Origin of the sequence: Methylobacterium oryzihabitans, assembly GCF_004004555.2 — a bacterium.
Classification (GTDB): Bacteria; Pseudomonadota; Alphaproteobacteria; order Rhizobiales; family Beijerinckiaceae; genus Methylobacterium; species Methylobacterium oryzihabitans.
Genome location: NZ_SACP01000017.1, coordinates 48988 through 74517, shown reverse-complemented (window position 1 = coordinate 74517; position 25530 = coordinate 48988). Strand labels below are relative to the sequence as shown.

Sequence of the window (25530 nt, the reverse complement as noted above, 5' to 3'; positions counted from 1 at the left end):
ACGTCGCGCTGTGCCGCTCGACAGTTCAGGGTCATTACGGAGGCCGAGCCACCCTCACCCCCGGCCCCTCTCCCACTCGGGAGAGGGGAGGTTCTGCGCCCTCTCACGACGTCGAAGCGAGCCCCCAAGGTCGCGATGCTCAACCTCTTCCTCCTCCAGGCGCTGAACGGCCTCCAGCTCGGCATCCTGCTGTTCCTGGTGGCGGCCGGCCTGACGCTGATCTTCGGGGTGATGGACCTCATCAACCTCGCCCACGGCGCGCTCTACATGGTCGGCGCCTACCTCGCCGCGACCTTCACGGCGCTGACCGACAGCTTCCTCCTCGGCCTCGCCCTCGCGCTGCCGGCCACCCTGGCGGTCGGGCTGGTGCTCGAACTCCTGGTCTTCCGCCACCTCTACGGCCGCGACCACCTCGAACAGGTGCTGGCGACCTTCGGGCTGATCCTGATCCTCAACGAGGGCGTGCGCATCGTCTGGGGTTCGGCGCCGATGAGCGTGCCGGTGCCGGACTTCCTGTCGGGCTCGATCCCGGTCGTCGGCACGCTGATGTATCCGGCCTACCGCCTCGCGATCATCGCGGCCGGGCTCGTCACCGCGCTCGGCCTGCACCTCCTCGTCAACCACACCCGCCTCGGCATGCTGCTGCGGGCCGGGGCCAGCAACGGCCCGATGGTCTCGGCGCTCGGCGTCGACATCCGCCGGCTGTTCCTCGCCGTGTTCGGCCTCGGCGCGATGCTGGCGGGGTTCGCCGGCGCGATGGTGGCGCCGATCCTCTCGGTCGATCCCGGCATGGGCGATTCGGTGCTGATCCTCACCTTCGTGGTCATCGTCATCGGCGGCGTCGGCTCGGTGCGTGGCGCCTTCGTGGCCGCCCTGCTGGTCGGCCTCGCCGACACGCTCGGGCGCAGCTTCGGCCCGATCCTGCTGCGCAGCCTGATGGAGCCGGCCGCCGCGTCGCAGACCGGCCGGACGCTCGCCCCGATGCTGATCTACATCCTGATGGCCGCAGTGCTGTTCTTCCGCCCCGCCGGCCTGTTTCCGGCCAGGGGGTCGCGATGAGCGCCGGCGCCTCCCTCCCCGTGGCCCGGATCGAGGCGGCCCCGCCCCGCCGCCCCGGCGCGCGCATCGCTCTCCTTCTCGCCCTCGTCGCCCTGGCGCTGGTGCCGGTCCTCGCCTCGGGCATCGGGGCGCCGTTCCTGATCGTCACCGCGACCCGGATCCTGATCTTCGCCATCGCGGCCCTGTCCCTCGACCTCGTGCTCGGCTACGGCGCGATGGTGTCGTTCGGGCACGCCGCCTATGTCGGGCTCGGCGCCTACGCGGTGGCGATCCTGTCGGCCCACGGCATCCACGACCTGCTGGTCCAGTCGGCGGCGGCGCTCGTCGTCTGCGCCCTGTTCGCCCTCGTCACCGGCGCGATCTCGCTGCGCACCCGCGGCGTCTACTTCATCATGATCACCCTCGCCTTCGGCCAGATGGCGTTCTTCTTCATGGTGTCGCTCTCGGCCTATGGCGGCGACGATGGGGTGAGCCTCGACCACCGCTCGCGGGTGCTCGGCGCCCGGCTGATCGAGGGCGACGTCGCGCTGTTCTACCTCGCGCTCGGCGTGCTGGCGGTGGTGTTCGTGGCCCTGCGCCTCCTCGTCGCCTCGCGCTTCGGGCGGGTGCTGCGCGGCATCCGCGAGAACGCGGTCCGCATGGAGGCGATCGGCTTCCCGGCCTTCCCCTACCAGCTCACCGCCTACGTCGTCGCCGGCGCCATCGCGGGGCTCGCCGGGGTGCTGCTCGCCAACCAGGCCGAGTTCGTCTCGCCGGCCTACATGAGCTGGCAGCGCTCGGGCGAGCTGATCGTGATGGTGGTGCTCGGCGGCATGGGCACCCTCGTCGGCGCGGTGGCCGGCGCCGCGGCGCTGATCGCGGTCGAGGAGGGGCTGGCCCACTTCTCGGAGCATTGGCGCCTCGGCCTCGGGCTGATGCTGGTGCTGCTGGTGCTCCTCGCCCGCGGCGGCATCGCCGGGCTGACCGCCCGCCTGCGCGGAGGGCGCGCCGCGTGACCCCGCTCCTCTCCGTCCGCCACCTGCGCAAGAGCTACGGCGCGCTTGCCGTCACCGACGACGTGTCCCTCGACGTGGCGCCGGGCGAATTGCACGCCATCATTGGCCCCAACGGCGCCGGCAAGACCACGCTGATCCACCAGCTCTCCGGCGCCGCCCGCAGCGACGGCGGCGAGATCCGGCTCGCCGGCGAAAATATCACCCGGCTCGGCATGGTGGCGCGGGTGCGCCGCGGCCTCGCGCGCTCGTTCCAGATCACCTCGCTCCTCGACGGGTTCTCGGTCCTCGACAACGTCGCCCTCGCGGTCCAGGCGCGGTCGGGATCGAGCTTCCGCTTCCTGCGCCCGGTGGCCGGCGACCGGCGCCTGAACGGCGAGGCGATGGCGGCGCTCGATCGGGTCGGCCTCGCCGACCGGGCCGGGCGGCGGGCCGGCAGCCTGTCGCACGGCGAGAAGCGCCAGCTCGAACTGGCGGTGGCGCTGGCGACCGGCGCCCGGCTGCTGCTCCTCGACGAGCCGCTCGCCGGCACCGGGCCGGAGGAATCGGCGCGTCTCGTCGGGCTCCTGCGCGACCTCAAGGCGACCCACACCCTCGTGCTGATCGAGCACGACATGGCGGCGGTGTTCGCGCTCGCCGACCGGATGAGCGTGCTGGTCTACGGGCGGGTGATCGCGTCCGGCCCGCCGGATGCGGTGCGGGCCGACCCGGCGGTGCGCGCCGCCTATCTCGGCGAGGAGGCCGCCTGATGCTGCGGGTCGAGAACCTCCAGAGCGCCTACGGCGATTCCCGCGTGCTGTTCGGCATCGACCTCGCGGTGGAGCGCGGCGAGGTCGTGACCCTGCTCGGCCGCAACGGCATGGGCAAGACCACGACGATCCGCTCGGTGTTCGGCCTGCTCAAGCCCCGCGGCGGCCGGGTGACGATCGACGGCGAGGACGTGACCGGGCGCCCGCCCCACCTCGTCGCCCGGCGCGGCCTCGGGCTGGTGCCGGAGGGCCGCCAGATCTTCCCGAACCTCTCGGTCGAGGAGAACCTCATCGCGACGCATCGCGGCGGCCGGGGGGCGAAATGGACGCTGGAGGCGGTCTACCGGCTGTTTCCGCGCCTGAAGGAGCGCCGGCGCAACGGCGGCAACCAGCTCTCCGGCGGCGAGCAGCAGATGCTGGCGATCGGCCGCGCCCTGATGACCAACCCGCGCCTCGTCGTCCTCGACGAGGCGACCGAGGGTCTGGCGCCGCTGATCCGGGACGAGATCTGGGCCTGCCTGCGGGCGATCAAGGACGAGGGCGAGGCGATCCTCGTCATCGACAAGAACGTCGACGCGCTCGCCCGCTTCGCCGACCGCCACGTCGTGATCGAGAAGGGCCGGGTGGTGTGGACCGGCACCACCGAGGCCCTGCGCACCGCGCCCGAGGTGAAGGAGCGGTTCCTTCATGTGTGAGCACCACCCAAACCCTCCCCCCTCTGCGGGAGAGGGTGCCCGGCGGATGCCGGGCGGGAGAGGGGAACGCGACGCTGTTCCAGGTGGCGACTGTCAGGTCAGCCGCGACCTCTCCGGAAGCGGCGTCCCCTCTCCCGGCTCGCTCCGCTCGCCACCCTCCCCCGCAGAGGGGGGGGAGGGTCGGGTCCGCGCGGCGGAAGCGTCGCAATCCACCACAGGAGTTCCCCATGACGATCATGACGCCCGGCGTCACCCGGGCCGGCGAGGGCATCGAGGGCATCCGCTGGGGCATCCTCGGCCAGACCTACGTGCCCAAGCAGCACAGCGAGGATTCGCTGTCCTGGCACGCGACGCTGCCGCCCGGCACCTTCGTGCCGCCGCACATCCACCCGACCCAGGACGAGTTCGTCTACATGCTTCAGGGCCGCATGACCCTGGTGCTCGACGGCGCCGAGAGCACGGCCGAGCCGGGCGACCTGATCCGGCTGCCGCGGGGCATCCCGCACGGCCTGTTCAACCGCGGCGAGTCCGACGTGACCTGCCTGTTCTGGGTCGCCCCGGCGCGGCGCCTCTACGACCTGTTCTGGGCCCTGCACAATCTCGGGCCCAACGCCGACCCGGCCGAGGTGGTGGCGGTCTCGGCCCGGCACGAGGTCGACTTCCTGCCCCCGCCCGACGCCGCCTGACGGAGAGGCCTATGAGAGCGATCGTCGTCGGGGCCGGGATCGGCGGGCTCGCCACCGCGCTGATGCTGCACGCCCGCGGGATCAGGGCGGTGGTGGTCGAGCAGTCGCCCGAGGTGCGCGAGGTCGGGGTCGGCATCAACACCCTGCCGCACGCGATCCGGGAACTCGCCGAGCTCGGCCTGCTGCCGGCCCTCGACGCCGTCGGCATCCGCACCCGCGAGCTGGTCTACTACAACCGCCAGGGCCAGGAGGTGTGGCGCGAGCTGCGCGGGACCGAGGCCGGCCACGCGGTGCCGCAATTCTCGATCCATCGCGGCCGGCTCCAGAAGGTGATCCACGACGCGGTGATCGCGCGGCTCGGGCCCGATGCCGTGCGCACCGGGCTGGCGCTCGCCGGCTTCCTGCAGGACGAGGGCGGCGTCACCGCCCACTTCACCGACGCGGTGAAGGGCGATGCCGGCCTGACCCTGCGCGGCGACGTGCTGATCTGCGCCGACGGCATCCACTCCGCCGCCCGGCGCCGGTTCTACCCGGACGAGGGAGCGCCGTGCTGGAACGGGGTGCTGATGTGGCGCGGCGCCGCCCCGTGGCCGGCCTGGGGCGACGGGCGCACCATGGCGATCGGCGGCGGCATGGGCGCGAAGTTCGTGCTCTACCCGATCGCCCCGATCGACGAGCGCCACCAGCTCGTGAACTGGGTCGTCAACATCAAGACCGCCGACGCCCGGGTCTCGCCGCCGCCGAAGGAGAGCTGGTCGCGCCCGGCCCAGCGCGCCCTGGTGCTGCCCCATGCCCGGCGCTTCGCCGTGCCGGGCTTCGACATCATGGGTCTGGTCGAGGCGACGACCCAGATCTTCGAGTACCCGATGTGCGACCGCGATCCGCTGCCGCGCTGGACCTTCGGCCGCGTCACCCTGCTCGGCGACGCCGCCCACCCGATGTATCCGGTCGGCTCGAACGGCGCCTCGCAGGCGATCCTCGACGCCCGCGCGCTGGCCGACGCGCTCAAGCGGGCCGAGCACCCGGCCCAGGGGCTGTGGGAGTACGAGCGCGAGCGACTGCCGAAGACCGCCGAGGTGGTGCGGCTCAACCGCGTCGGCGGCCCCGAGCGGGTGATCGACGAGGCCGAGAAGCGGGCGCCGGGGGGATTTGCCCGGATCGAGGACGTGCTCAGCCTCGCCGAGCGGCAGGCGATCGTCGGCGGCTATGCCGGCACCGCGGGCTTCGCCCCGCGGGCACTGCGGGCGGTCGCCGGCTGACGAAGCCGCCCCCGTGCGCGGGGGCGGAGGATCACGGTCGCGGCGCGGCTCCGCGCCGGGATGTTTTAAGGTTGAAATAGTTCTCGATCAGGGGCGCGCCGTGAGCAGCGACACCTCATCCCGTCACGTCCTCGTCACCGGCGCCGCCCGCGGCATCGGCCGGGCGGTCGCGGCGGCCTTCGTGGCGGCGGGCGACCGCGTGACGGTGCTCGGCCGCACGCCCGACAGCGCGGCGGCGGCCCGCGACGCTCTCGGCGCCGCCCACGCGGTCGCGGCCGACGTCAGCGACGCGGCGGCGCTCGCGGACGCGCTCGCCGCGGCCGCCGCGGCGCTGGGGCCGGTCGCCGTGCTGGTGAACAATGCCGGCGGTGCCGAGACCGCGCCTTTGCCGCGCCTCGACGTGGCGCAACTGCGCCGGATGATGGCGCTCAACGTCGAGCCGGTGCTGGTGGCGGCGCAGGCGGTCGCCCCGGCGATGCGGGCGGCCGGGGGCGGGCGGATCGTGACCGTGGCCTCGACCGCGGGGCTGAAGGGCTACCCCTATGTCGGCGCCTATTGCGCCGCCAAGCACGCGGTGGTGGGGCTGACCCGGGCGCTCGCCCTCGAACTCGCCGGGTCGGGCATCACCGTCAACGCGGTCTGCCCCGGCTACACCGACACCGACCTCGTCACCGGCGCCGTCGACGCCCTGGAGGCCCGCACCGGCCGCGACCGCGCGGCGCTGATGGCCGAGTTCACGCGGCACAACCCCCTCGGCCGGCTGATCCGGCCCGAGGAGGTGGCGGACGCGGTGCTGTGGCTCGCCGGGCCGGGGGCGGCGGGCGTCACCGGGCAGGCGATCGCGGTAGCGGGGGGCGAGGTATGAGCGGGGGAGAGAGGCGGCGCCTGAACCCTCCCCCCTCTGCGGGGGAGGGTGCCCGGCGGATGCCGGGCGGGCCGGGACGAGGTCCCGCAAGAGGGGAACCCCGCATCCGGATTTGGCTCGGCAGCGTTGCAGGGCGCCCCCTGGAACAGCGTCGCGCTTCCATCTCCCGCGGGAGGCACGGCTGTCAGGGAAAAAGAAGAGGCGCGCCTCCCCTCTGCCGAGCGGGAGAGGGGCCGGGGGTGAGGGTGGAGACGACTCAGAATAGAACGCCAACCGTCGAGCTGCGCAGCTCAGCCGTTGGTGCCTTTTTCTGCGCCCGAGCCACCCTCACCCCTACCCCTCTCCCACTCGGGAGAGGGGATCCCGCGCCTGATCCTGAAAGGAATTTTCCGGGGACAGCCCTGCGCGGAGGGGGGAGGGCCGCCGCCCGGCCCGCCCACCGGGAGCCCTCGGCATGACCGCCCCCTCGGACGACGCCGACGCCCTGCCCTCGGGCGGGCGCCACCGCGACGAGCTGCGGCTGTGGCTGCGGCTGCTCACCTGCGCCAACACCATCGAGGCGGAGATCCGCCGGCGCCTGCGCGACCGCTTCGCCACCACCCTGCCGCGCTTCGACATGCTGGCCCAGCTCGAACGCTCGCCGGACGGGATCCTGCTCGGCGAGCTGTCGCGGCGGATGATGGTGTCGAACGGCAACGTCACCGGCCTCGTCGAGCGGCTGGCCCAGGAGGGGCTGATCGAGCGGCAGGTCTCGGAGACCGACCGGCGGGCGGTGCGGGTGCGCCTCACCCGCCGCGGCCGGCAGGACTTCGCCGCCATGGCGGCGGCCCATGCCGAGTGGATCGCCGAACTCGTCGGCGCCCTCGATGCCGGCGAGCGCGAGGCGCTGTCCGACCGGCTCGGGGCGCTCAAGGCGTCGGTGCGTACCGGCGCCGCTCCCAAACCCGGAACCGCGCCGCCCGTCGGCGACGGACCGGACGAAACCCCCAGACCGGCAGAAACCCCCGCAGAGGGAGGACCCATGAAACGCCAGAACGCCATCGCGGCGCCGCTCGCCGGCTTCGCGCCCGAGCACTTCCTGCTCGCCATCGAGGACGGGATCGCGACGGTCACGCTCAACCGGCCCGAGCGGAAGAACCCGCTGACCTTCGAGAGCTACGCCGAATTGCGCGACACCTTCCGGGCGCTGCGCTTCGACGATGCGGTCAAGGCCGTCATCGTCACCGGGGCCGGCGGCAATTTTTCCAGCGGCGGCGACGTGTTCGAGATCATCGAGCCGCTGACCCGGATGGGCGCGCACGAGCTGCACGCCTTCACCACCATGACCGGCGACCTCGTGAAGGAGATGCGGGCCTGCCCGCAGCCGGTGATCGCCGCGGTCGAGGGCATCTGCGCCGGGGCCGGCGCGATCATGGCGATGGCCTCCGACCTGCGCATGGCGGGGGCCGGCGCCAGGGTGGCGTTCCTGTTCAACCGCGTCGGCCTCGCCGGCTGCGACATGGGGGCCTGCGCGATCCTGCCCCGGATCATCGGCCAGGGCCGGGCCTCGGAGCTGCTCTACACCGGCCGGTTCATGAGTGCCGAGGAAGGCGAGCGCTGGGGCTTCTTCAACCGGCTCACCGCCGCCGGCGGGGCGCTCGACGCCGCCCGCGAGATGGCCGGCAACCTCGCCGCCGGGCCGACCTACGCCAACGGCGTCACCAAGCGCATGCTCCAGATGGAATGGGCGATGGGCATCGACGAGGCGATCGACGCCGAGGCGATGGCCCAGGCCCTGTGCATGAAGACCCAGGATTTCCGCCGCGCCTTCGAGGCCTTCGCCGAGAAGCGCCAGCCGGTCTTCGGGGGCGACTGACATGCCCGACACGAGCTTTCTCGACTGGCCGTTCCTCGAACCGCGCCACCGTCGCCTTGCCGAGGAGGCCGAGGCCTGGGCCGCCGCCCACGTCCCGGCGCTCGCCGACCACCACGACGTCGACGGCACCTGCCGGCGCCTCGCCGCAGGGATGGGCGAGGCCGGCTTCCTCGCCCACGCGGCGCCGCCGGACGGGCGCTTCGACCTGCGGGCCCTGTGCCTGCTGCGCGAGATCTTCGCCCGCCACCACGGGCTCGCCGACTTCGCCTTCGCGATGCAGGGCCTCGGCACCGGGGCGCTGACCCTGTTCGGCAGCCCTACGCTCAAGGAGCGGGTGCTGCCCGGCGTGCGCGCCGGCCGCTCGCTCGCCGCCTTCGCGCTGACCGAGCCCGAGGCCGGCTCCGACGTGGCGCAGCTCGCCCTCACCGCCCGGCCGGACGGCGACGGAACGGTGCGGCTCGACGGCGAGAAGACCTGGATCTCGAACGGCGGCATCGCCGACCACTACGTCGTCTTCGCCCGCACCGGCGAGGCGCCGGGCGCGAGGGGCCTGTCGGCCTACTACGTCCCGGCCGACGCGCCGGGCCTGACGGTCGCCGAGCGCCTCGACACCATCGCGCCCCATCCGCTGGCGCGGCTGCGGTTCGAGAACTGCCGGGTGCCGGGGGAGAACCGCATCGGCGAGGCCGGGGCCGGGTTCAAGGTCGCGATGGCGGTGCTCGACGTGTTCCGCGCCAGCGTCGGCGCCGCCGCCCTCGGCTTCGCCCGCCGGGCGCTGGACGCGAGCCTGGAGCGGGCGCGCAGCCGCCACTTGTTCGGCGCGCCCCTCGCCGCGATGCAACTGACCCAGACGAGCCTCGCCGAGATGGCGACCGCGATCGACACCGCGGCGCTCCACGTCTACCGCGCCGCCTGGACCCGCGATGCCGGCGCGCCCCGCATCACCCGCGAGGCGGCGATGGCCAAGATGGTGGCGACCGAGGCCGCCCAGGAGGTCATCGACCGCGCGGTGCAGCTCCACGGCGGCGAGGGCGTTCGCTCGGGCTCGATCCCCGAGACGCTCTACCGCGAGATCCGGGCGCTGCGGATCTACGAGGGCGCCACCGAGGTCCAGAAGCTCGTCATCGCCCGTCAGATCATCGCGTGAAGCGGGAGGCGTCCGTCATGTCGCAGAGCTGCCACGTCGACACCTACGTTCTCGACAACCTGCCGCCGCCCGAGCGGATGCCGGACGTCATCAACCTCGACCGCTTCGGCTACCCCGAGCACCTCAACGCCACCGTCGAGCTGGTCGACCGCCACGTGGCGGAAGGGCGCGGCGGCCGCACGGCGCTGATCGGCGAGGACGCGACCTGGACCTACGCCGAGCTGGCCCGGACGATCGACCGGATGGCGGCCCTGCTCACCACCCGCCTCGGCCTCGTGCCCGGCGGGCGCGTGCTGCTGCGCTCGGCCAACAACCCGACCAAGGTCGCGCTGTACCTCGCGGTCATCAAGGCCGGCGGCATCGTGGTGGCGACGATGCCGCTGCTGCGCGCCCGCGAGCTGGTGCCGATCCTCGACAAGGCCCGAATCGCGCTCTGCCTGTGCGATCAGAAACTCGCCGAGGCGCTGGTCGAGGCGGCGGGCGCGGCCGCGGCTCCGCCCCGGATCGTCACCTGGACCGGCACCGCCGGCGGCGAACTCGGCGCGCTCCTCGCCGGTGCGCCCGAGGACTTCGTGCCGCCGCCGACCCGGGCCGACGATCCGTGCCTGCTCGGCTTCACCTCCGGCACCACCGGCGTGCCGAAGGCGACGATCCACTACCAGCGCGACCTGCTGGTGATCTGCGACGCCTATGCCCGCGAGGTGCTGCGGGCCGGGCCCGACGACGTGTTCATCGGCTCGCCGCCGCTCGCCTTCACGTTCGGCCTCGGCGGGCTGGTGCTGTTTCCGTTCCGCATCGGCGCCTCGGCGGTGCTGCTGGAGAAGGCCGGCCCGTTCGAGCTCGCGGCGGCGGTGCAGCGCCACCGGGCGACGATCCTGTTCACCGCGCCGACCGCCTACCGGGCGATGCTCGGGCGCGTCCGCGAATTCGACCTGTCGTCCCTGCGCAAGTGCGTCTCGGCCGGCGAGACCCTGCCGGTGCCGACCTTCGAGGCGTGGCGGCGGGCGACCGGGCTGACGCTGATGGACGGCATCGGCGCCACCGAGATGCTGCACATCTTCATCGCCGCCCGCGAGGACGAGATCCGCCCCGGTGCCACCGGCAAGCCGGTGCCGGGCTACGAGGCCCGGGTGATCGACGACGCGGGCCGGCCGTGCCCGCCGGGCGTGCCCGGCCGCCTCGCGGTGCGCGGCCCGATCGGCTGCCGCTACCTCGCGGACGAGCGCCAGACCCACTACGTCATCGACGGCTGGAACGTCACCGGCGACACCTATTGCCGGGACGAGGACGGCTATTTCTGGTTCCAGGCCCGCAGCGACGACATGATCGTCTCGGCCGGCTACAACATCGCCGGGCCGGAGGTGGAGGCGAGCCTGCTCGCCCACCCGGCGGTGGCCGAGTGCGGCGTAGTGGCGGCGCCCGACGGCGAGCGCGGCCGCATCGTCAAGGCCTACGTGGTGCTCGCCGACGGCTGCACCGGCGACGCCGCCCTGGTCGAGGCGCTGCAGGAGCACGTGAAGCGCGACCTCGCGCCCTACAAGTATCCCCGCGCCGTCGCCTTCGTGCCGGCGCTCCAGAAGACCGAATCCGGAAAGCTGCAACGCTTCGCCCTGCGCCAGCAGGCGGAGCGCGAAGCCGCGAACCAGGGAGCCACGCCGTGACCGCCACCCAGACCCGCCCGCGGGACGAGGACGCCGAGACCCTGGAAATGCTCCAGCCCGCCGGATGGCGCAAGCCGCGGGGCTATTCCAACGGCGTCAAGGCGCGCGGCGCCCTGGTGCTCACCGGCGGGCTCGTCGGCTGGGACGAGAACGAGGTTTTCGCGGAGGGCTTCGTCGCCCAGGTCGAGCGGACGCTCACCAACATCCTGGCCATCGTGGCCGAGGCCGGCGGCGGCCCCGAGCACGTCGCGCGGCTGACGTGGTACGTGCGCAGCATCGACACCTACCGCGCCTCGCTCGCCGACCTCGCCCCGGTCTACCGCCGGGTGATGGGCCGGCACTACCCGGCGATGGCGCTCGTGCAGGTCGCGGGCCTCGTCGAGCCGGAGGCGCTGGTGGAGATCGAGGCGACGGCGGTAGTGCCGGAGTGAGATCAGGGCGTCTGCGCCGACCGCCGAAGCGAGGATGGGCCGCCTCTGACGCCCTCCCATTTCCCGGGCGCATGCAGCGAGAGCGGAATGCGACCCGGGATCCAGCATAGGAAGTGCCGCGAAGCGGCTCGGCGTGTCGGCACTGTCGCTGCATTCGGACGCTTCGCGACTCCTTATGCTGGATCCCAGGTCTCCTTCCACTTCGTTTCAGTCGCCCGGGAAAAGGGAGGCGCGATGCCGAAACAAGACGGCTTCAACGATCCTCTTGCCGATCCGCGAGAGTCCGGCAGGATCGTACTGACATGATCGTAGCGCCAAGCGTGTGCCCGCCCCATGGATGACGCCCTGTTCGCCGACCTGACGCGAAGCCTGGAGCAGGCCGCGGCGCACGCGCGCGGCGAGAGCGTGCCCGGCCTGCGCGTCCGCGTTCCACGCGAGGTGGGCGAGGCCGTTCCCGGCATGGGATCGTCCGGTCCTGCCCGCGGCGATCCGGCCTCCGGTCGAGAAGACGCCGAGCGTCCCGACCTGAGTACAACCGAGCCCCCGCGATGACCCTCGACCTCTGGCACTCCGACGAAGCTCCGCTGGGCCCCCTCGACCCGGCCTACGACAATGCCGGCGCGATTCCGGGCGCCCGGGAGTATCCGCCGCGCTGGACCGCCCGGGCGGCGGCGTTCCGGAGTGAGCTGGCCGCCGCCGGCCGGGCCGACCTCGACCGGCGCTACGGCGCGGGCGAGCGGCAGGTCTACGACCTGTTTCGGCCGGACGGCGCCCCCGCCGGCCTCGCGGTGTTCGTGCATGGCGGCTACTGGAAGGCGTTCGACCAGTCGGTGTGGTCGCACCTCGCCGCGGGCGCACTGGCGCGGGGGTTCTGCGTGGCGCTGCCGCGCTACACCCTGTGCCCGCAGGCCCGCATCGCCGACATCACGGCGGAGATCGGCGCCTTCCTCGACCGCCTCGCCGGTGCGGTGGCGGGACCGATCCGGCTGTCGGGCCACTCGGCCGGCGGGCATCTCGTGACCCGGATGCTGTGCGCCGACGCGCCGCTCGCCCCCGCCACCGTCGACCGCATCGACCGGGCGGTGTCGATCAGCGGCGTCCACGACCTGCGCCCGCTCCTCGGCACGGCGATGAACGCGGTCCTGCGCCTCGACCCCGACGAGGCCCGCCGCGAGAGTCCGGCGCTGCTCGAACCGCGCCCCGGCGCGACGCTGGTCGCCGTCGCGGGCGGCGACGAGCTGCCGGAGTTCCGCCGCCAGACCGCGCTGATGGCCAATGTCTGGCACGGGCTCGGCGCGACGACCCGCGCGGTCGCGGTGCCGGGCCGGCACCATTTCGACGTCATCGACGAGTTGGAGAACCCGGACAGCGCGATGGTGGCGGCCCTGGCCGGCTCAGGCTGACCGCCACGCCGCCGCGACCGCCTCGATCGTCGCCGCGCGGGGCGCCCGGACGGCACCGGGCGTCGCCGAGAAGCGCGGCGCCGGGGCGGGCTGCCAGCCGCCCTCCCCTGCCGCGACGTAGGTCCCGCGCGCCTTGAGATGCGGGTGGTGCGGCGCCTCGGACAGCGACAGCACCGGCGCGAAGCAGGCGTCGCTGCCCTCGAACAACCGGCACCAATCCTCGCGATCGCGGGTCGCGAACAGCGCCTCCAGCCGGACGTGCAGGCGCGGCTGGATTTCCGGGTCGTCGCGGCGGGCGAAGTCGGGGTCGTCGGCGAGCCCGGTCAGGTGCAGGAACTCGGCGTAGAATTGCGGCTCCAGCGGCCCGATGGCCACGTGCTCGCCGTCCCGGCAGGCATAGGTGCGGTAATAGGGCCTGCCGCCGTCGAGGAGGTTGCTGCCGCGGCCGTCCCGCCACGACCCGCGCGAGGCCATGTCGCAGAACATCGCCATCAGCGAGGCGGTACCGTCGCAGATCGCGGCGTCGACCACCTGCCCGCGCCCGGTGGTCCGCGCGGACAGGATCCCGGCGAGCAGCCCGGCGACGAGGTAGAGCGAGCCGCCACCGTAATCGCCGACGAGGTTGAGCGGCGGCACCGGCCGGGCCGGCTCGCCGATCGCCGATCGCCGCGAGCGCCCCGGTCACCGCGATGTAGGAGATGTCGTGCCCGGCGGTGGTGGCGAGCGGCCCGTCCTGGCCCCAGCCGGTCATGCGGCCGTAGACGAGGCGCGGGTTGCGGGCGAGGACGGCGTCGGGCCCGAGGCCGAGGCGCTCCATCACGCCGGGGCGGAACCCCTCGATGAGGGCGTCGGCACCATCCAGCAGGGCGAGGACGCGCTCCCGGGCCGCCGGATCCTTGAGGTCGGCCTCGACCACGATGCGCCCCCGGGTGGCGAGACCCGGCGCGTAGGGGTCGGCGCCGCCGGGGCGCTGGATGCGCACCACCTCGGCGCCCATGTCGGCGAGCAGCATCCCGGCGAAGGGGCCGGGGCCGATGCCGGCGAACTCGGCGATGCGCAGGCCGGCGAGGGGTCCGGTGGTCATGGTCGCGGTCAGGCCGCCGTCAGCGCCCGGCTGATGACCAGCCGCTGCACGTCGCTGGTGCCCTCGTAGATCTGGCAGACGCGCACATCGCGGTAGATCTGCTCGACCGGGTAGTCGGCGAGGTAGCCGTAGCCGCCGTGGATCTGGATCGCGTCGGAGCAGACCTGCTCGGCGATCTCGGAGGCGAAGAGCTTGGCCATCGCCGCCTCCTTCAGGCAGGGCTGGCCGGCATCGCGCAGGCGGGCGGCGTTGAGCACCATGAGACGCGCCGCCTCGATCCGGGTCGCCATGTCGGCGAGGCGGAACGCCACCGCCTGATGCCCGGTGAGCTTGGTGCCGAAGGTCTCGCGCTCGCCGGCATAGGCCAGCGCGGCCTCGAAGGCGGCCCGGGCCATCCCGACCGCCTGGGCGGCGATGCCGATGCGCCCGCCTTCCAGGTTGGCGAGGGCGATCTTCAGCCCCTCGCCCTCCTGGCCGAGCATCAGGTCGGGGGTGAGTTCGAGATCCTCGAACACGATCTGGGCGGTATCGGAGGCCCGCTGGCCGAGCTTGTGCTCGACGCGGGCGACCGTGTAGCCCGGGGTCGCGGTCGGCACCAGGAAGGCCGAGATGCCGCGCTTGCCCGCCGCCGGGTCGGTCACCGCGAACACGATCGCGAGGTCGGCGGTCGAGCCCGAGGTGATGAACTGCTTGGTGCCCGACAGCACCCACTTGTTGCCGTCGCGCCGCGCCCGGGTCTTGACCGCGGCGGCATCCGAGCCCGCCCCCGGCTCGGTGAGGCAGAAGGCGGCGAGCTGCTCGCCGCGGGCGAGCGGCCCGAGGAAGCGCCGCTTCTGGTCCTCGCTGCCGAACTTCAGGATCGGCATGCAGCCGACCGAGTTGTGCACGCTCATGATCGTCGAGACGGCGCCGTCGCCGGCCGCCACCTCCTCGATCGCCAGCGCGTAGGCGACGTGGTCCACCGCCGCGCCGCCATGCTCCTCCGGCACCAGCATGCCCATGAAGCCGAGCGCGCCCATCTCGGAGAGCGCCTCGCGGGGGAAGCGCGACTCGCGGTCCCACTGGGCCGAGAACGGCTTGAGCCGCTCGCTCGCGAAGGCGCGGGCGGTGTCGCGGATCAGGATCTGGTCGTCGGTGAGCATCCTCGACCCTCTATTTCGGCTGCATGCGCAGGGCGCCGTCGAGGCGGACGACCTCGCCGTTGAGCATCGGGTTGTCGATGATCGCCAGCACGAGGCGGGCGTATTCCTCCGGCCGGCCGAGGCGCGAGGGGAACGGCACCGAGCGGCCGAGGCTGTCCTGCACCTCGGGCGGCAAGCCGCGCATCATCGGGGTCTCGAACAGGCCCGGCGCGATGGCGCAGACCCGGATGCCGACCGGGGCGAACTCCCGCGCCGCCGGCAGGGTCAGACCGACCACGCCGGCCTTGGACGAGGCGTAGGCGGCCTGGCCGACCTGACCCTCGTAGGCGGCGACCGAGGCGGTCGAGATCACCACCGCCCGCTCGCCCTCGTCGAGCGGATCGAGCCCCTGGGCCCGGGCCGCGACGAGGCGCAGCATGTTGAAGCTGCCGATCAGGTTGATCTGGATCACCCGGGCATAGGCCGCGAGGTCGAGCGGGCCGTTGCGCCCGACGATGCGCCCGGCGGTGGCGACGCCGGCGCAGTTGACGAGGATGCGGGCCGGCCCGTGCGCCGCCTCGGCGCGGGCCACCGCCGCCTCGCCGCTCGCCGCGTCCGACACGTCGCAGCCGACCGCGAGGCCGCCGGTCTCCTCGGCGACCGCACGGGCGGCGTCCTCGTTGAGGTCGACCACCGCCACCTTCGCGCCCGCCGCCGCCAGCGCCCGCGCCGTCGCGGCGCCGAGGCCCGAGCCGCCGCCGGTGACGACCGCCGCCATGCCGCCGACCTTCATGCCGATCCTCCCGATGCTTCGTCCGGGGGGCAGCGCGTTCGCTCGCTCTCCGGCAGGGTCGCTACTGACGAGTAACCTGCCGAAGGGGTATCGGGCGGGCACGGGAGCGTCAAGCGAGGGACGCATCCGCGGCCGGCGGCTCCCCGTCGCTGCAACCACCGGGTTTGGTCGACCCGCCGACGTCCGGGTTCCCACCGACATCCCGTCCGGCACGGGGTTTCACCCGATGCGGTTATCGAATGTTAAATCACGCCATCAGGCGACCGCACCGGGATGATGAGGCAGGATCATCCCCCCGTCCCCGGCGGGGGCACCGCATCGTGCCTCGCCCGCCGATAGACGATCGGCGCCCGTCCGGACGCCTTTGACGCGTCGTCAGAGAGGAACGATGACTGACGGTCGCGTCCGGATCCTTCCAGAAACCAGGTGCGACCTTGGGAGACGCGGGGGGATATCCGATGCGTCCGGACATCGGAAGTCGACGTCCCGGGCGGTCCGCAGAGCGGCCGCGGCAGCGGGTGCGCGAACGGCCTCACTCATCTTTAACTCCAGATTGTACAACTCGGTCGTCAGCGACGGGCCCGGCCCGCCGCGAAGAGCACACCCCGACAGACCCGAGCGTTCAGCCGCGGAGCGGATGATCCATGTTCGCCTTCCAGACCTCCTCCGCCCTCCGCGCCAAGCTCGCCGCCCTCGACCGGGTCCAGGCGGTGATCGAGTTCGACCTGTCGGGCCGGATCCTCACCGCCAACGAGACCTTCCTGCGCACCCTCGGCTACGCCCTGCCGGAGATCGTCGGCCAGCATCACCGGATGTTCGTCGATCCGGCCGAGCGGGACACGCCGGATTACGACGCCTTCTGGGCACGCCTGCGCGCCGGGCAGTTCGAGGCGGCGCAGTACCGGCGCCTCGCCAAGGGCGGGCGCGAGGTGTGGATCGAGGCGTCGTACAATCCGGTCCTCGACCGCTCCGGCCGGCCGGTCCGGGTGGTCAAGTTCGCCACCGACATCACGGCGCGCAAGGCCGAGGAGGCGGACCGGGCCGGACAGGTCGCGGCGATCCGCCGGACGCAAGGGGTGATCGCCTTCAACCTCGACGGCACGATCCTCGAGGCCAACGACGTCTTCCTCGGGCTCGTCGGCTACCGCTCCGACGAAGTGGCGGGGCGCCACCACAGCCTGTTCGTCGAGGCGGAGTACGCGGCGGGCGCCGAGTATGCGGCGTTCTGGGACGCCCTGCGCCAGGGCCGCCACCAGACTGGGCAGTACCGCCGCCTCGGCAAGGGCGGCCGGCCGGTCTGGATCCAGGCCGCCTACACGCCGATCCTCGACGCCGCCGGGCGGCCGACCAAGGTGGTCAAGTTCGCCACCGACGTCGGCGACCAGGTGCGGCTCCTGGCCGACCTCAGGACGCTGATCGACCGCAACTTCCAGGAGATCGACGGAGCGGTCGCCTCGACGGCGGCGGAATCCGCCTCGGCCGGCGTCGCGGCGCGCACCACCGCCACCAACGTCCAGACGATGGCGGCGGCCTCCGAGGAGCTGGCGGTGTCGGTGGCCGAGATCTCGGCCAGCATGGCCCAGTCCCGCGCCGCCACCGACAACGCCACCGACCGGGTCCAGGAGGCCGACGCCCGCACCCGCCGCCTAGCCGAGGCCGCCGGCGGCATGACCGGGATCGCCGGCCTCATCAGCGCGGTGGCGGCGCAGATCAACCTTCTGGCGCTCAACGCCACCATCGAGGCGGCCCGGGCCGGCGAGGCGGGCCGCGGCTTCGCCGTGGTGGCCCAGGAGGTGAAGACCCTCGCCCGGCAGGCCGCCGACGCCACCGGCCAGATCAACGCCGAGATCGGCGGCATCCAGACGATCTCGGCGGAGGTCGTGGCGGCACTCGACTCGATCCGCGGCTCGGTCGCGACGCTCAGCGACCACGTCGTCGCCACCGCGGCGGCGGTGGAGGAGCAGAGCGCGGTCACCCGCAGCATGTCGGAGAACATGCAGGAGGCCGCCCACGCGGTGAGCGCGATCTCGGAGAACATCGTCGCCATCTCGGGCGCGGTCGGGCAGGTCTCCGGCGCCGTGGCCGGCACCCGGCGCGCCGCCCAGGTGCTCGCCCGCTAAATGGAAATCGGCTTCAAAGCATTGATTTTAAATCTTAATTTGTGAGCGTGGGATCCCCTCTCCCGGGTGGGAGAGGGGTAGGGGTGAGGGTGGAGACGGCTCAGGATCCATCACAAACGGTCGAGCTGCCCAGCTCGACGCTTGGTGCTTGATTCTGAACCCGAGCCACCCTCACCCCTGTCCCCTCTCCCACTCGGGAGAGGGGGACCCGCGCGGGGACGAAAACTCTCTTCGATGGCTGCAACGGGTGCAGAAAAACCTCGACCCCACTTCATCCGCAAGGGACCGCGAAGCCGGCGTGCAACTGATAGCAACGGTCGTTGAAAACGACCTTTGGTTCCGTTCTCGAGTTTTTGCCAAGCGTTTGGTTGGCAAAAACTCGAGTTGGGTCAACGGCCCCGTCGATCTCGGACCTGTCCGGGATCGCGTCGATGCGTCAGCATCTTGGGCCGTTGGTATGAGGTGCCTGCTACCCCGGGCGGGCGCGGTGGGATAGGAGCGTCCGGTCCCGCCCGGCCAGCGAGCCGCGGCGGACCGGGGAGGAGCGACGGCGATGCACGAGAGCGGCACGGATGCGCAGCGGCGCGGGACGCCCCCGAGGGTCGTCGTGGTGATGGGCGTGTCGGGCTCGGGCAAGACCACGGTGGCGAGCCTGCTCGCCGGCCGCCTCGACTGGGAATTCGCCGACGGCGACGACTTCCACCCGGCGGCCAACGTCGCGAAGATGCAGGCCGGCACTCCCCTCACCGACGAGGACCGCTGGCCCTGGCTCGGCGCGATCGCCACCTGGATCGACGCGACGCGGGCGGCGAGCGCCGGGGGCCGGGGCCCGGGCGGAGTCGTGGCGTGCTCGTCGCTCCGGCGCGCCTACCGCTCCGTGCTGATCGGCGACCGGCCCGACGTGCGCCTCGTCTACCTCAAGGGCGAGCGCGAGGTGATCGGCCGGCGCATGACCGCGCGGCACGGCCACTTCATGCCGACGACCCTGCTCGACAGCCAGTTCCGCACCCTGGAGGAGCCGGGCGCCGACGAGAACCCGCTCGTGGTCTCGGTCGGCGGGACGCCGCGGGAGATCGTGGCCGAGATCGCCGAACGGCTCGGCGTGCCGGCGTTGCCCGGGCAGTCCGGCTGACGGAAGGGACCCGCGGCCCGGCCGCGCTCGAACCCGCCGCTTGATTCCAAGATATTGGACGATATGCTGCGGATATGAGCGATCCCGGCCTCGACGGGCGCCTCGGCGCCCGCATCCGCGCCCTGCGCGCCGAACGCAACCTGTCCCTCGACGGGCTCGCCCAGCGGGCGGAGGTGAGCCGGGCGATGCTGTCGCGGATCGAGCGCGGCGAATCGAGCCCGACCGCACAGCTCCTCGGCAAGGTCTGCGGCGGGCTCGGCATCGCCCTGTCGCGGCTGTTCGCCGAGGCCGAGACGGCGGCGAGCCCCCTGCTGCGACGGGACGCGCAGCCGCTCTGGCGCGATCCCGGCTCGGGCTACCTGCGCCGGGCTGTGTCGCCGTCCGGAACCGGCTCGGCGGTCGACATCGCCGAGATCGTGTTTCCGGCCGGCGCCACCGTCGCGTTCGACAACCGGCGCCTGCCCGGCGCCGACCAGCACGTCTGGGTGCTCGACGGCACCCTGGAGGTCGACCTCGACGGCGAGCCCGTGAGCCTCGCGACCGGCGACTGCCTGCTGATGCGCTTCGACCGGCCCGTCGTGTTCCGCAACCCGACGGCGCAGCCGGTGCGCTACGCCGTCATCCTCAGCCACGGAGCCTCCCGACCATGACCGCCCAGGACACCATGATCCGGCCGGTGCCGGCGGAGGAGGCCGAGGCGCGGCTCGGCGACCTCGCGGAGATCCTGGTCGACGCCGTCGCGCACGGCGCCTCGGTCAACTTCCTGGCCGGCTTCGGTCCCGCGGAGGCCGAAGCGTTCTGGCGCGGCCAGTTGCCGGGCCTGCGCGACGGCGAACGGCGGCTCGTCGCGGCCTTCGACGGGGAGCGCCTCGTCGGCACCGTGGTGCTCGCCTTCGCGCCCCAGCCCAACGCCACGCACCGGGCCGAGATCGGCAAGATGCTGGTCCATTCGGCGCAGCGCCGGCGGGGGCTCGGCCGCCGCCTGCTCGCCGCCGCGGAGGCGCAGGCCCGGGCGGCCGGCCGCACCCTGCTGATGCTCGACACCGAGACCGGCAGCGCCGGGGACCGGCTCTACCGCGCCTGCGGCTGGGTTCCGGTCGGCACCGTGCCGGACCACGCCTACCGCCCGGACGGGCGCCTCGCGGCAACCACGGTGTTCTACAAGTCGCTGGCCTGAGGACCCGCTCCCGCGGCATCGAGGCCGCTCAGGGCCGCTTCCAGGCCGGCCCGCGACGCGGCCAGTTCCTCGTGCAGCCGGTCGCAGAGCTGCTGCATCTGGCACCGTTCCGGCGTGTCGCCGGCCACGAGGACGCGGGCGGCGGCGAGGCTCGCCTCGGCGTCGGCGTAGCACGTCAGGAGGCTGGCATGGAGTTCGGCGATGTGGCCGCGCCGCGAGCCGAGATCGACGCCGAGGCGGATCTGCTCGCCCATCTGCCGGACCACCTGCTCGCATTGCGCGAGATTCATGATCGGCCGCAGGACGCGGACCCGCTCGTCGCCCGCTCCGGTCGGCGAGGGCGCGACCGTCGGGGGGCGTCGGCGCTCCGCGGAGGGGTCGTCCGATAGCATCCGGATCCCGGACGTGCCGTCGCCTGCGGTGTTCCGCCACATGATCGATCCTTGGTCTGCTCGTTCCTCTACGTCATTCAAACCGCGCAACGTTAAGATTATCTGTCGCCGACGGGGCGTCGATGTCTTCCGGTGACGGCGCGATTTCAACCTTCAGACCCTGATGTGCTGAAAATCCCGCGGGGAAGGCAATCGACAGTTTTGGCGTGGATCGGACCCATGGTCGCCTCCCGCGCAGGGGCCCGGCCGGCGGCGCGCGGCCTCTCCGGAGGCCCGGAACGACGAAGGCCAGCCTCGCGGCTGGCCCCGGTCGTCGCAGGTCGGGACGTCGCGCCTACTCGGCGGCGCTGATCTCCGGCGAGAAGTGGCCGCACCAGTCGCCGGCCGAGACCACCGGCCACAGGCCATGATCCTGGGGTCCCGGCTGGCTCACCGGCGGGTTGAACCGGCACAGGCCCTCGTCGCCCTGCGCGGCGGCGCCGTTCAGCTTGTGGTCGTCGTAGAACCGGCAGCTCCGGCACTGGGCGCTGGTCGTGGTGGCCATCGGGCTCTCCTGTCGTGGCCGGCTGCTCCGCCGGCCTCAGTTGCGAATTAGAATGATTTGAAACTGCGAGTCAAGCGACGCGGCGAGCGGCCGCTCGCCGGCCGGGTCGGGCGGAGCGCAGCTTTCCCCCACTCCGGCGATCCTCTAAGCCGCAGGTCCGATTCCGCCGCCCGCTGCACCGGGCTTCCATTCCCGGCGCAGGGGTCGGCCCGCACAAGGCCGCCGATGGACCGTGACCCCGTCGCCTTCGCGTGGCGCACCGCACCGCGCCAGCACGCCGCCGCCATCGTGACGGCGGTCGGCCTCGGCGGGCCGCTGGTCGGGCTCGGGCTGATGCTGCTGCGCGACCTCGTCGACGACCTGCTCGGCGGCCGCGATCCGTCCGAGCGGGCGAACTTCCTGCACCTGCACCTGCCGCTGCCGGACCGCCTCGGCGGCGGCATCCTGACGCTCGTCCGCGGCTGGCCGCTCGCCGACGGGATGCTGGCGGCCTGGGCGCTCGGCGGGCTCGCGGCGATCGCGCTGGCCCTGGCGGGGCTCGGCTGGGTCGTCGGGCGGCTGTGCTTCGCCGCCCAGGGGCACGCCGTGCGCCACCTGCGCGAGCGGGCGACGGCGGCGATCCTCGGCTCGGGCCCGGCCGGGCGCGAGGAGGCGCGGGCGCTGGCGGCGCAGGTCGGCGAGGGACTGCGCAGCGTCGACGGGCTGCTGGCAGTCGGGATCCTGGTCCCGGCCCTGGCGGGCGGCGCGGCGCTGCTCGCTGCCGCGGTCGCGGCGGTGGTGGCGCCGCGGCTGGTGGCCGCCGCCGCGGTCGGGCTCGTCGCCATCACCCTGGCGCGCCTGCTGCTGCTCGCCCGCGGCCGGCGCCGGGCGACCCTGCGCGGCCAGGAGGCGGAGGCGATCGCGCTCGCCCTCGGCGACCTCGTGCGCCGGCTGCCGGCGGTGCGGGCGCACGGCACCGGCTCGTTCGAGACCGCGCGCCTCGGCCACGCCGCGACGGCGGCGCGGCGGGCGCTGGCGCGGGCCGAACTCGCCCTCGCCCGGGCACGCGCGCCGGCGCTGGCGCTAACCGTGCTGCTGCCGACCACCGTGATCGCCACCGCCCTGTGGCGGGGCGAGGGGCCGGGGGTCAGCGCCGGCGGCCTGGCGGCGCTGCTGGGGGCGCTGACGCTCGCCGCGAGCCTCATCGCGACGCTGCTGCGCCAGGGGGAGCTGCGGCAGGCCGCCCTGCCGGCGTTCCGGGAGATCGCCCGGCTCGTCGCCGCCCTGGAGGGCCGCGCCCGCAACGCCCGCCGCACCGGGCCGTTCCTTCCGCTGCCGGCCGAGGGCGCCCTCGTCCTGTCGGGGGTCGCCGCCTACGATCCGGCCTCCGGCGAGCGCCTGACCGGGCTTGACTTCGCCCTGACCCTGCCGGCCCACGTCGCGATCGTCGGCCCGCCCGGCAGCGGCGGCCGGGTGCTGGCGGCCCTGTTCACCGGACAGCTCGAACCGACGGTCGGCGCCGTGACCTATGCCGGGACCGACCTGCGCCGCACCGACCCGGCCGAGCGCGCCCGCCGCCTCGCCTATGTCGGCGGCGAGCCGGTGCTGATGGCCGGCAGCCTGCTCCAGAACCTGCTCTACGGCGACCTCGCCTTCGCGGACGGCACGGTGCCGGACGCCGCCGCGGAGGCGCCGCCGCCGCAGGCCGCCCACCTCGAGGAGCGGCTGGTCGAGGCGCTCACGGTGACCGGCCTCAACCGGCTGGTCTACGCCCGCGGCCTCGCCAACCAGGTCGCCCGCACCCTCGACCCGGCGACGGTGGCGGCGATCGTCGAGACCCGGATCGCCCTGCGCGAGGCCCTGGCGCGGGAGGGCGCGGCCCACCTGATCGAGTCGTTCGATCCCGGCCGCTACAACCGGCAGGCGACGGTGGGCGAGAACCTGCTGTTCGGCGAGCCGGTCGGCGCCACCTTCTCGGAGGCGCAGCTCGCCGGCCACCCCTTCACCCGGGCGGTGCTGGAGGCCGAGGGCCTGACCCGGCCGATGGCCGAGATGGGCCTCTCCATCGCCCGCGCCTCGGCCGAGATCTTCTCCGACCTGCCCGACGACCACCCGCTGTTCGAGGACTTCTCGCTGTTTCCGGCCTCGGAGCGCGGCTTCTTCGAGGATCTGGTGGCGCGCCAGCCCGAGGCGACCGGCTGGCGCCGGGGGCCGGCCGGGCAGCGCGACCGCGCCCGGCTGATCGGCCTGTCCCTGCGCTACAGCGAGATCCGCCACCGCTTCGGCCTCATCGACGACGCCTTCGAGGGGCGGCTGGTGGCGGCCCGGCGCACCTTCGCGTCGCTGCTGCCGGCCTCCCTGCGTCACGCGGTCGAGTTCTACGACCCGGATCAGGTCACCGCCGCGGCGAGCCTGGAGGAGAACCTGCTGTTCGGCCGCATCGCACAGGGCGAGGCCGGGGCCGGCGCGCGGGTGCGGACCCTGATGCGGCAGGTCCTCGCCGAGCGCGGGCTGGAGCGGACGGTCTACCGCCTCGGCCTCGCCAGCCGGGTCGATCCCCGCGCCGCCGAGAGCAGCCTCGCCACCCGCGAGGGCGCCTTCTCGCCGGCCGAGCGCGTGGCGATCGACATCGCCCGCTGCCTCGTGCGCCGGCCCGACCTCATGGTGATCGGCATCCCGCTCGAGGAGCGCGGCCCGGCGGAGATCCAGGCCGGCCTGACGCGCCTGCGCGCCGCCTGCGCCGGCCGCGGCCTCGTGGTGTGCCTGCCCGACGAGCGCGGCCTGCCGCCGGACCGGCCGTTCGACCTCGTGCTGCGCACCGAGCGCAACACCGTGGTGGGGACGGCGGACGCGCCGCCCGCCCGACCCGAGGCCGCACCCGGCGAGCCCCTCGCGGCGGCGGGCGGTGCTGCACTCGGCTGACGCGTCGCGGTCAACCCGACGCGGCCAGCGGCTCGGACAAGGCCGGCTCCTCCCCGTGCTGCGGCGTGTAGTAGACCATCGCCTCGCCGCGGCCGCGCAGCGGCGAGCGGCCGACCTCGCGCCACGACCCGCCCTCCGGCCCCGCCGCCGCCCGGGCGGCATGCGACGCCAGGATCGGGACGCCGTGGGCCTTGGTCGCCTGCTCCAGGCGGGCCGCGACGTTGACCGTGTCGCCGAGCACGGTGAATTCGAGGCGCGCGTCCTCGCCGATGATGCCGCAGAACAGCTCGCCGTAATGGATGCCGACCCCGATCCGGACCCCGGGATGGCGCGCGCTGCGGGCGCTCCAGCGAGCGACGACCGCGACGAGGTCGCGCGCGAAGGCCAGCGCCCGGGCGGCGTCGTCCGGCCGCGGCTCCGGCAGACCGAACACGATCAGGGCGCCGTCGCCGATGAACTTGTCGACCACGCCGCCCCGCAGGCGGGCCACGCGCATCACCCGGCGGCGATACGCGGTGAGGAAGACCGAGAGTTCCTGGGGGTCGAGCCGCTCGGCGAGGGTGGTCGAGCCCCGCATGTCGACGAAGACCACCGCCGCCTCCTGCCGCCGGCCGGTGCGCAGGCTGTCGTCCTCGTCGGCGAGGCGCCCGGACAGCTCCGCCGGCAGGAACCGCGCGAGGCTCGCCCGCCGGCCCGCCTCCCGGACCGCCGAGGCGGCGAGGATCACGAGGAGCATTACCACGGCCGCCACCACGCCCCAGATCGCCAGGGCGACGCGCGACACCGCCGCCTGCCGCGCGTCGAGCAGGTTCGCCTCGTGCGCCTCCATCTCGCGGATCAGGGCCCGGATCGCGTCCATCGTGCGCTTGCCCTGGCCCTCGCCGACGAGCCGGGCGCTGCCGGCCGCGTCGCCGGCCCGGCGCAGGGCGATGCTGACGTCGAGCTCGTCCTGGAACCGGGCCACGAGGACGCGCAGGCGCACCAGTTGCGCGAGCTGCTCGGGATTGTCGCGCACGAGATCGCCGAGGCGGTCGAGGCTGCCGCCGAAGGTCGCGCGGCTGTCGCGGTAGGGGCCGAGGAAGCTCTCGTCGCCGCTGATGACGAACCCGCGCTGCCCGGTTTCGGCGTCCTGGAGCGAGGACAGGACGCGGGCGAGCCGGGCGTCGACCTCGATCGTGTGGCGGACCGCGTCGCTACCGTGCTGCTGGTAGAGGAAGCCGGCGACGGCGATGGCGATCATCAGGATGAGGGCGCCGAAGCCGGCGCTCATCCAGGTGACCGTCCTCGACCGCAGGAGATTGAGCCGGCGCGTCATGCTGCGGAACACTCCCGGCCGCTCCATCCTGCGGCCGCGCGCCCCAGTCCGTCGACGATCAGGCGGGTGTGGCAAGCCACGAGGCATCAAGCGGCGCCGGGACGACCGGTTCCCACCGATGAGCGCCGTCGGTCCGAGCCGGAGCGTCG

At 73.6% G+C, this 25530-nt stretch carries 23 protein-coding genes and 2 pseudogenes; 19 read left to right on the top strand and 6 right to left on the bottom strand.

The window, feature by feature from the left end:
- Positions 1 to 135: 135 nt before the first annotated feature.
- The 14 genes and pseudogenes from EOE48_RS17660 (at position 136) to EOE48_RS17600 (ending at position 12802) form a co-directional block, all read left to right on the top strand.
- Positions 136 to 1059, top strand: coding sequence for a branched-chain amino acid ABC transporter permease (locus EOE48_RS17660; protein WP_127731523.1), 924 nt, complete (start codon positions 136 to 138; stop codon positions 1057 to 1059).
- Positions 1056 to 2054, top strand: coding sequence for a branched-chain amino acid ABC transporter permease (locus EOE48_RS17655; RefSeq protein WP_127731521.1), 999 nt, complete (start codon positions 1056 to 1058; stop codon positions 2052 to 2054). Before EOE48_RS17660 ends, EOE48_RS17655 begins: the two co-directional genes overlap by 4 nt.
- Positions 2051 to 2800, top strand: a complete 750-nt coding sequence (locus EOE48_RS17650) for an ABC transporter ATP-binding protein (RefSeq protein ID WP_127731519.1) — start codon at positions 2051 to 2053, stop codon at positions 2798 to 2800. Before EOE48_RS17655 ends, EOE48_RS17650 begins: the two co-directional genes overlap by 4 nt.
- A complete protein-coding gene (locus tag EOE48_RS17645) occupies positions 2800 to 3495 on the top strand; it encodes an ABC transporter ATP-binding protein (protein ID WP_127731517.1) in 696 nt (231 codons plus the stop codon). The genes EOE48_RS17650 and EOE48_RS17645 overlap by 1 nt, the downstream gene beginning before the upstream one ends.
- A 227-nt stretch (positions 3496 to 3722) precedes the next feature.
- A complete protein-coding gene (locus tag EOE48_RS17640) occupies positions 3723 to 4181 on the top strand; it encodes a cupin domain-containing protein (RefSeq protein ID WP_127731515.1) in 459 nt (152 codons plus the stop codon).
- A gap of 11 nt (positions 4182 to 4192) precedes the next feature.
- Positions 4193 to 5440 carry a flavin-dependent oxidoreductase gene (locus EOE48_RS17635; protein WP_127731513.1) on the top strand — a complete coding sequence of 416 codons (1248 nt, stop codon included), beginning with the start codon at positions 4193 to 4195 and terminating at the stop codon, positions 5438 to 5440.
- Positions 5441 to 5540: 100 nt separating this feature from the next.
- The gene (locus EOE48_RS17630; RefSeq protein ID WP_246154562.1) at positions 5541 to 6305 is read left to right on the top strand and encodes an SDR family NAD(P)-dependent oxidoreductase; all 765 of its coding nucleotides are present in this window, start codon (positions 5541 to 5543) and stop codon (positions 6303 to 6305) included.
- A gap of 454 nt (positions 6306 to 6759) precedes the next feature.
- Positions 6760 to 7092: pseudogene (locus EOE48_RS29630) on the top strand (MarR family winged helix-turn-helix transcriptional regulator); the annotation flags it as partial.
- A 234-nt stretch (positions 7093 to 7326) separates the two neighbouring features.
- Complete coding sequence (locus EOE48_RS29625) at positions 7327 to 8160, top strand: enoyl-CoA hydratase family protein (RefSeq protein WP_210249584.1); 834 nt, start codon at positions 7327 to 7329, stop codon at positions 8158 to 8160.
- A 1-nt stretch (position 8161) separates the two neighbouring features.
- On the top strand, positions 8162 to 9307 hold the full coding sequence (locus EOE48_RS17620; RefSeq protein ID WP_127731507.1) for an acyl-CoA dehydrogenase family protein: 1146 nt from the start codon (positions 8162 to 8164) through the stop codon (positions 9305 to 9307).
- Between the two features lie 17 nt (positions 9308 to 9324).
- Positions 9325 to 10968 (top strand): AMP-binding protein, encoded by a 1644-nt coding sequence (locus EOE48_RS17615; protein WP_127731505.1) that lies wholly within the window; start codon positions 9325 to 9327, stop codon positions 10966 to 10968.
- A 47-nt stretch (positions 10969 to 11015) separates the two neighbouring features.
- Positions 11016 to 11399 carry a RidA family protein gene (locus tag EOE48_RS17610; RefSeq protein ID WP_127731601.1) on the top strand — a complete coding sequence of 128 codons (384 nt, stop codon included), beginning with the start codon at positions 11016 to 11018 and terminating at the stop codon, positions 11397 to 11399.
- Positions 11400 to 11732: 333 nt separating this feature from the next.
- The gene (locus tag EOE48_RS17605; RefSeq protein WP_127731503.1) at positions 11733 to 11951 is read left to right on the top strand and encodes a hypothetical protein; all 219 of its coding nucleotides are present in this window, start codon (positions 11733 to 11735) and stop codon (positions 11949 to 11951) included.
- Positions 11948 to 12802 (top strand): alpha/beta hydrolase, encoded by an 855-nt coding sequence (locus tag EOE48_RS17600; RefSeq protein WP_246154561.1) that lies wholly within the window; start codon positions 11948 to 11950, stop codon positions 12800 to 12802. Before EOE48_RS17605 ends, EOE48_RS17600 begins: the two co-directional genes overlap by 4 nt.
- Here the strand turns inward: EOE48_RS17600 and EOE48_RS17595 are convergent.
- The 3 genes and pseudogenes from EOE48_RS17595 to EOE48_RS17585 form a co-directional block, all read right to left on the bottom strand.
- Positions 12794 to 13886: pseudogene (locus EOE48_RS17595) on the bottom strand (CaiB/BaiF CoA transferase family protein). The gene EOE48_RS17600 and the pseudogene EOE48_RS17595 overlap by 9 nt on opposite strands.
- A gap of 8 nt (positions 13887 to 13894) precedes the next feature.
- Complete coding sequence (locus EOE48_RS17590) at positions 13895 to 15028, bottom strand: acyl-CoA dehydrogenase family protein (RefSeq protein ID WP_127731501.1); 1134 nt, start codon at positions 15026 to 15028, stop codon at positions 13895 to 13897.
- Between the two features lie 10 nt (positions 15029 to 15038).
- Positions 15039 to 15800, bottom strand: coding sequence for an SDR family NAD(P)-dependent oxidoreductase (locus EOE48_RS17585; RefSeq protein ID WP_127731499.1), 762 nt, complete (start codon positions 15798 to 15800; stop codon positions 15039 to 15041).
- A gap of 644 nt (positions 15801 to 16444) precedes the next feature.
- On the opposite strand from EOE48_RS17585, the gene EOE48_RS17580 reads away from it, so the two are divergent.
- The 4 genes from EOE48_RS17580 to EOE48_RS17565 all read left to right on the top strand — a co-directional run bounded on the left by EOE48_RS17580 (position 16445) and on the right by EOE48_RS17565 (position 20229).
- Positions 16445 to 17920: a methyl-accepting chemotaxis protein gene (locus EOE48_RS17580; RefSeq protein WP_127731497.1), complete on the top strand. Its 1476-nt coding sequence runs from the start codon at positions 16445 to 16447 to the stop codon at positions 17918 to 17920.
- 553 nt (positions 17921 to 18473) lie between these two features.
- Positions 18474 to 19052 (top strand): gluconokinase, encoded by a 579-nt coding sequence (locus tag EOE48_RS17575; protein WP_127731495.1) that lies wholly within the window; start codon positions 18474 to 18476, stop codon positions 19050 to 19052.
- A gap of 74 nt (positions 19053 to 19126) precedes the next feature.
- Positions 19127 to 19702: a helix-turn-helix domain-containing protein gene (locus tag EOE48_RS17570; protein ID WP_127731493.1), complete on the top strand. Its 576-nt coding sequence runs from the start codon at positions 19127 to 19129 to the stop codon at positions 19700 to 19702.
- Entirely contained in the window at positions 19699 to 20229 is a 531-nt protein-coding gene (locus EOE48_RS17565) for a GNAT family N-acetyltransferase (protein WP_127731491.1), read from the top strand. Before EOE48_RS17570 ends, EOE48_RS17565 begins: the two co-directional genes overlap by 4 nt.
- Here the strand turns inward: EOE48_RS17565 and EOE48_RS17560 are convergent.
- Positions 20211 to 20621, bottom strand: coding sequence for a hypothetical protein (locus EOE48_RS17560; protein WP_127731489.1), 411 nt, complete (start codon positions 20619 to 20621; stop codon positions 20211 to 20213). The two genes, EOE48_RS17565 and EOE48_RS17560, sit on opposite strands and share 19 nt — an antisense overlap.
- A 334-nt stretch (positions 20622 to 20955) precedes the next feature.
- Complete coding sequence (locus EOE48_RS17555; protein WP_127731487.1) at positions 20956 to 21165, bottom strand: hypothetical protein; 210 nt, start codon at positions 21163 to 21165, stop codon at positions 20956 to 20958.
- A 225-nt stretch (positions 21166 to 21390) separates the two neighbouring features.
- Between EOE48_RS17555 and EOE48_RS17550 the strand changes: the two genes are divergently transcribed.
- Positions 21391 to 24066 (top strand): ATP-binding cassette domain-containing protein, encoded by a 2676-nt coding sequence (locus EOE48_RS17550; RefSeq protein ID WP_127731485.1) that lies wholly within the window; start codon positions 21391 to 21393, stop codon positions 24064 to 24066.
- A gap of 10 nt (positions 24067 to 24076) precedes the next feature.
- Here EOE48_RS17550 and EOE48_RS17545 read toward each other — a convergent pair whose 3' ends face one another.
- The gene (locus tag EOE48_RS17545; protein WP_127731483.1) at positions 24077 to 25336 is read right to left on the bottom strand and encodes an adenylate/guanylate cyclase domain-containing protein; all 1260 of its coding nucleotides are present in this window, start codon (positions 25334 to 25336) and stop codon (positions 24077 to 24079) included.
- Positions 25337 to 25530 lie beyond the last annotated feature (194 nt).

Excerpts from the sequence above, each read along its gene's own strand:
- EOE48_RS17615 (WP_127731505.1), top strand. The coding sequence starts at position 9,325 with ATGTCGCAGAGCTGCCACGTCGACACCTACGTTCTCGACAACCTGCCG.
- EOE48_RS17655 (WP_127731521.1), top strand. The coding sequence starts at position 1,056 with ATGAGCGCCGGCGCCTCCCTCCCCGTGGCCCGGATCGAGGCGGCCCCG.
- EOE48_RS17565 (WP_127731491.1), top strand. The coding sequence starts at position 19,699 with ATGACCGCCCAGGACACCATGATCCGGCCGGTGCCGGCGGAGGAGGCC.
- EOE48_RS17605 (WP_127731503.1), top strand. The coding sequence starts at position 11,733 with ATGGATGACGCCCTGTTCGCCGACCTGACGCGAAGCCTGGAGCAGGCC.
- EOE48_RS17660 (WP_127731523.1), top strand. The coding sequence starts at position 136 with ATGCTCAACCTCTTCCTCCTCCAGGCGCTGAACGGCCTCCAGCTCGGC.
- EOE48_RS17590 (WP_127731501.1), bottom strand. The coding sequence starts at position 15,028 with ATGCTCACCGACGACCAGATCCTGATCCGCGACACCGCCCGCGCCTTC.
- EOE48_RS29625 (WP_210249584.1), top strand. The coding sequence starts at position 7,327 with ATGAAACGCCAGAACGCCATCGCGGCGCCGCTCGCCGGCTTCGCGCCC.
- EOE48_RS17555 (WP_127731487.1), bottom strand. The coding sequence starts at position 21,165 with ATGGCCACCACGACCAGCGCCCAGTGCCGGAGCTGCCGGTTCTACGAC.
- EOE48_RS17545 (WP_127731483.1), bottom strand. The coding sequence starts at position 25,336 with ATGAGCGCCGGCTTCGGCGCCCTCATCCTGATGATCGCCATCGCCGTC.
- EOE48_RS17570 (WP_127731493.1), top strand. The coding sequence starts at position 19,127 with ATGAGCGATCCCGGCCTCGACGGGCGCCTCGGCGCCCGCATCCGCGCC.
- EOE48_RS17560 (WP_127731489.1), bottom strand. The coding sequence starts at position 20,621 with ATGCTATCGGACGACCCCTCCGCGGAGCGCCGACGCCCCCCGACGGTC.
- EOE48_RS17575 (WP_127731495.1), top strand. The coding sequence starts at position 18,474 with ATGCACGAGAGCGGCACGGATGCGCAGCGGCGCGGGACGCCCCCGAGG.
- EOE48_RS17550 (WP_127731485.1), top strand. The coding sequence starts at position 21,391 with ATGGACCGTGACCCCGTCGCCTTCGCGTGGCGCACCGCACCGCGCCAG.
- EOE48_RS17610 (WP_127731601.1), top strand. The coding sequence starts at position 11,016 with ATGCTCCAGCCCGCCGGATGGCGCAAGCCGCGGGGCTATTCCAACGGC.
- EOE48_RS17580 (WP_127731497.1), top strand. The coding sequence starts at position 16,445 with ATGTTCGCCTTCCAGACCTCCTCCGCCCTCCGCGCCAAGCTCGCCGCC.
- EOE48_RS17585 (WP_127731499.1), bottom strand. The coding sequence starts at position 15,800 with ATGAAGGTCGGCGGCATGGCGGCGGTCGTCACCGGCGGCGGCTCGGGC.
- EOE48_RS17620 (WP_127731507.1), top strand. The coding sequence starts at position 8,162 with ATGCCCGACACGAGCTTTCTCGACTGGCCGTTCCTCGAACCGCGCCAC.
- EOE48_RS17645 (WP_127731517.1), top strand. The coding sequence starts at position 2,800 with ATGCTGCGGGTCGAGAACCTCCAGAGCGCCTACGGCGATTCCCGCGTG.
- EOE48_RS17600 (WP_246154561.1), top strand. The coding sequence starts at position 11,948 with ATGACCCTCGACCTCTGGCACTCCGACGAAGCTCCGCTGGGCCCCCTC.
- EOE48_RS17635 (WP_127731513.1), top strand. The coding sequence starts at position 4,193 with ATGAGAGCGATCGTCGTCGGGGCCGGGATCGGCGGGCTCGCCACCGCG.
- EOE48_RS17640 (WP_127731515.1), top strand. The coding sequence starts at position 3,723 with ATGACGATCATGACGCCCGGCGTCACCCGGGCCGGCGAGGGCATCGAG.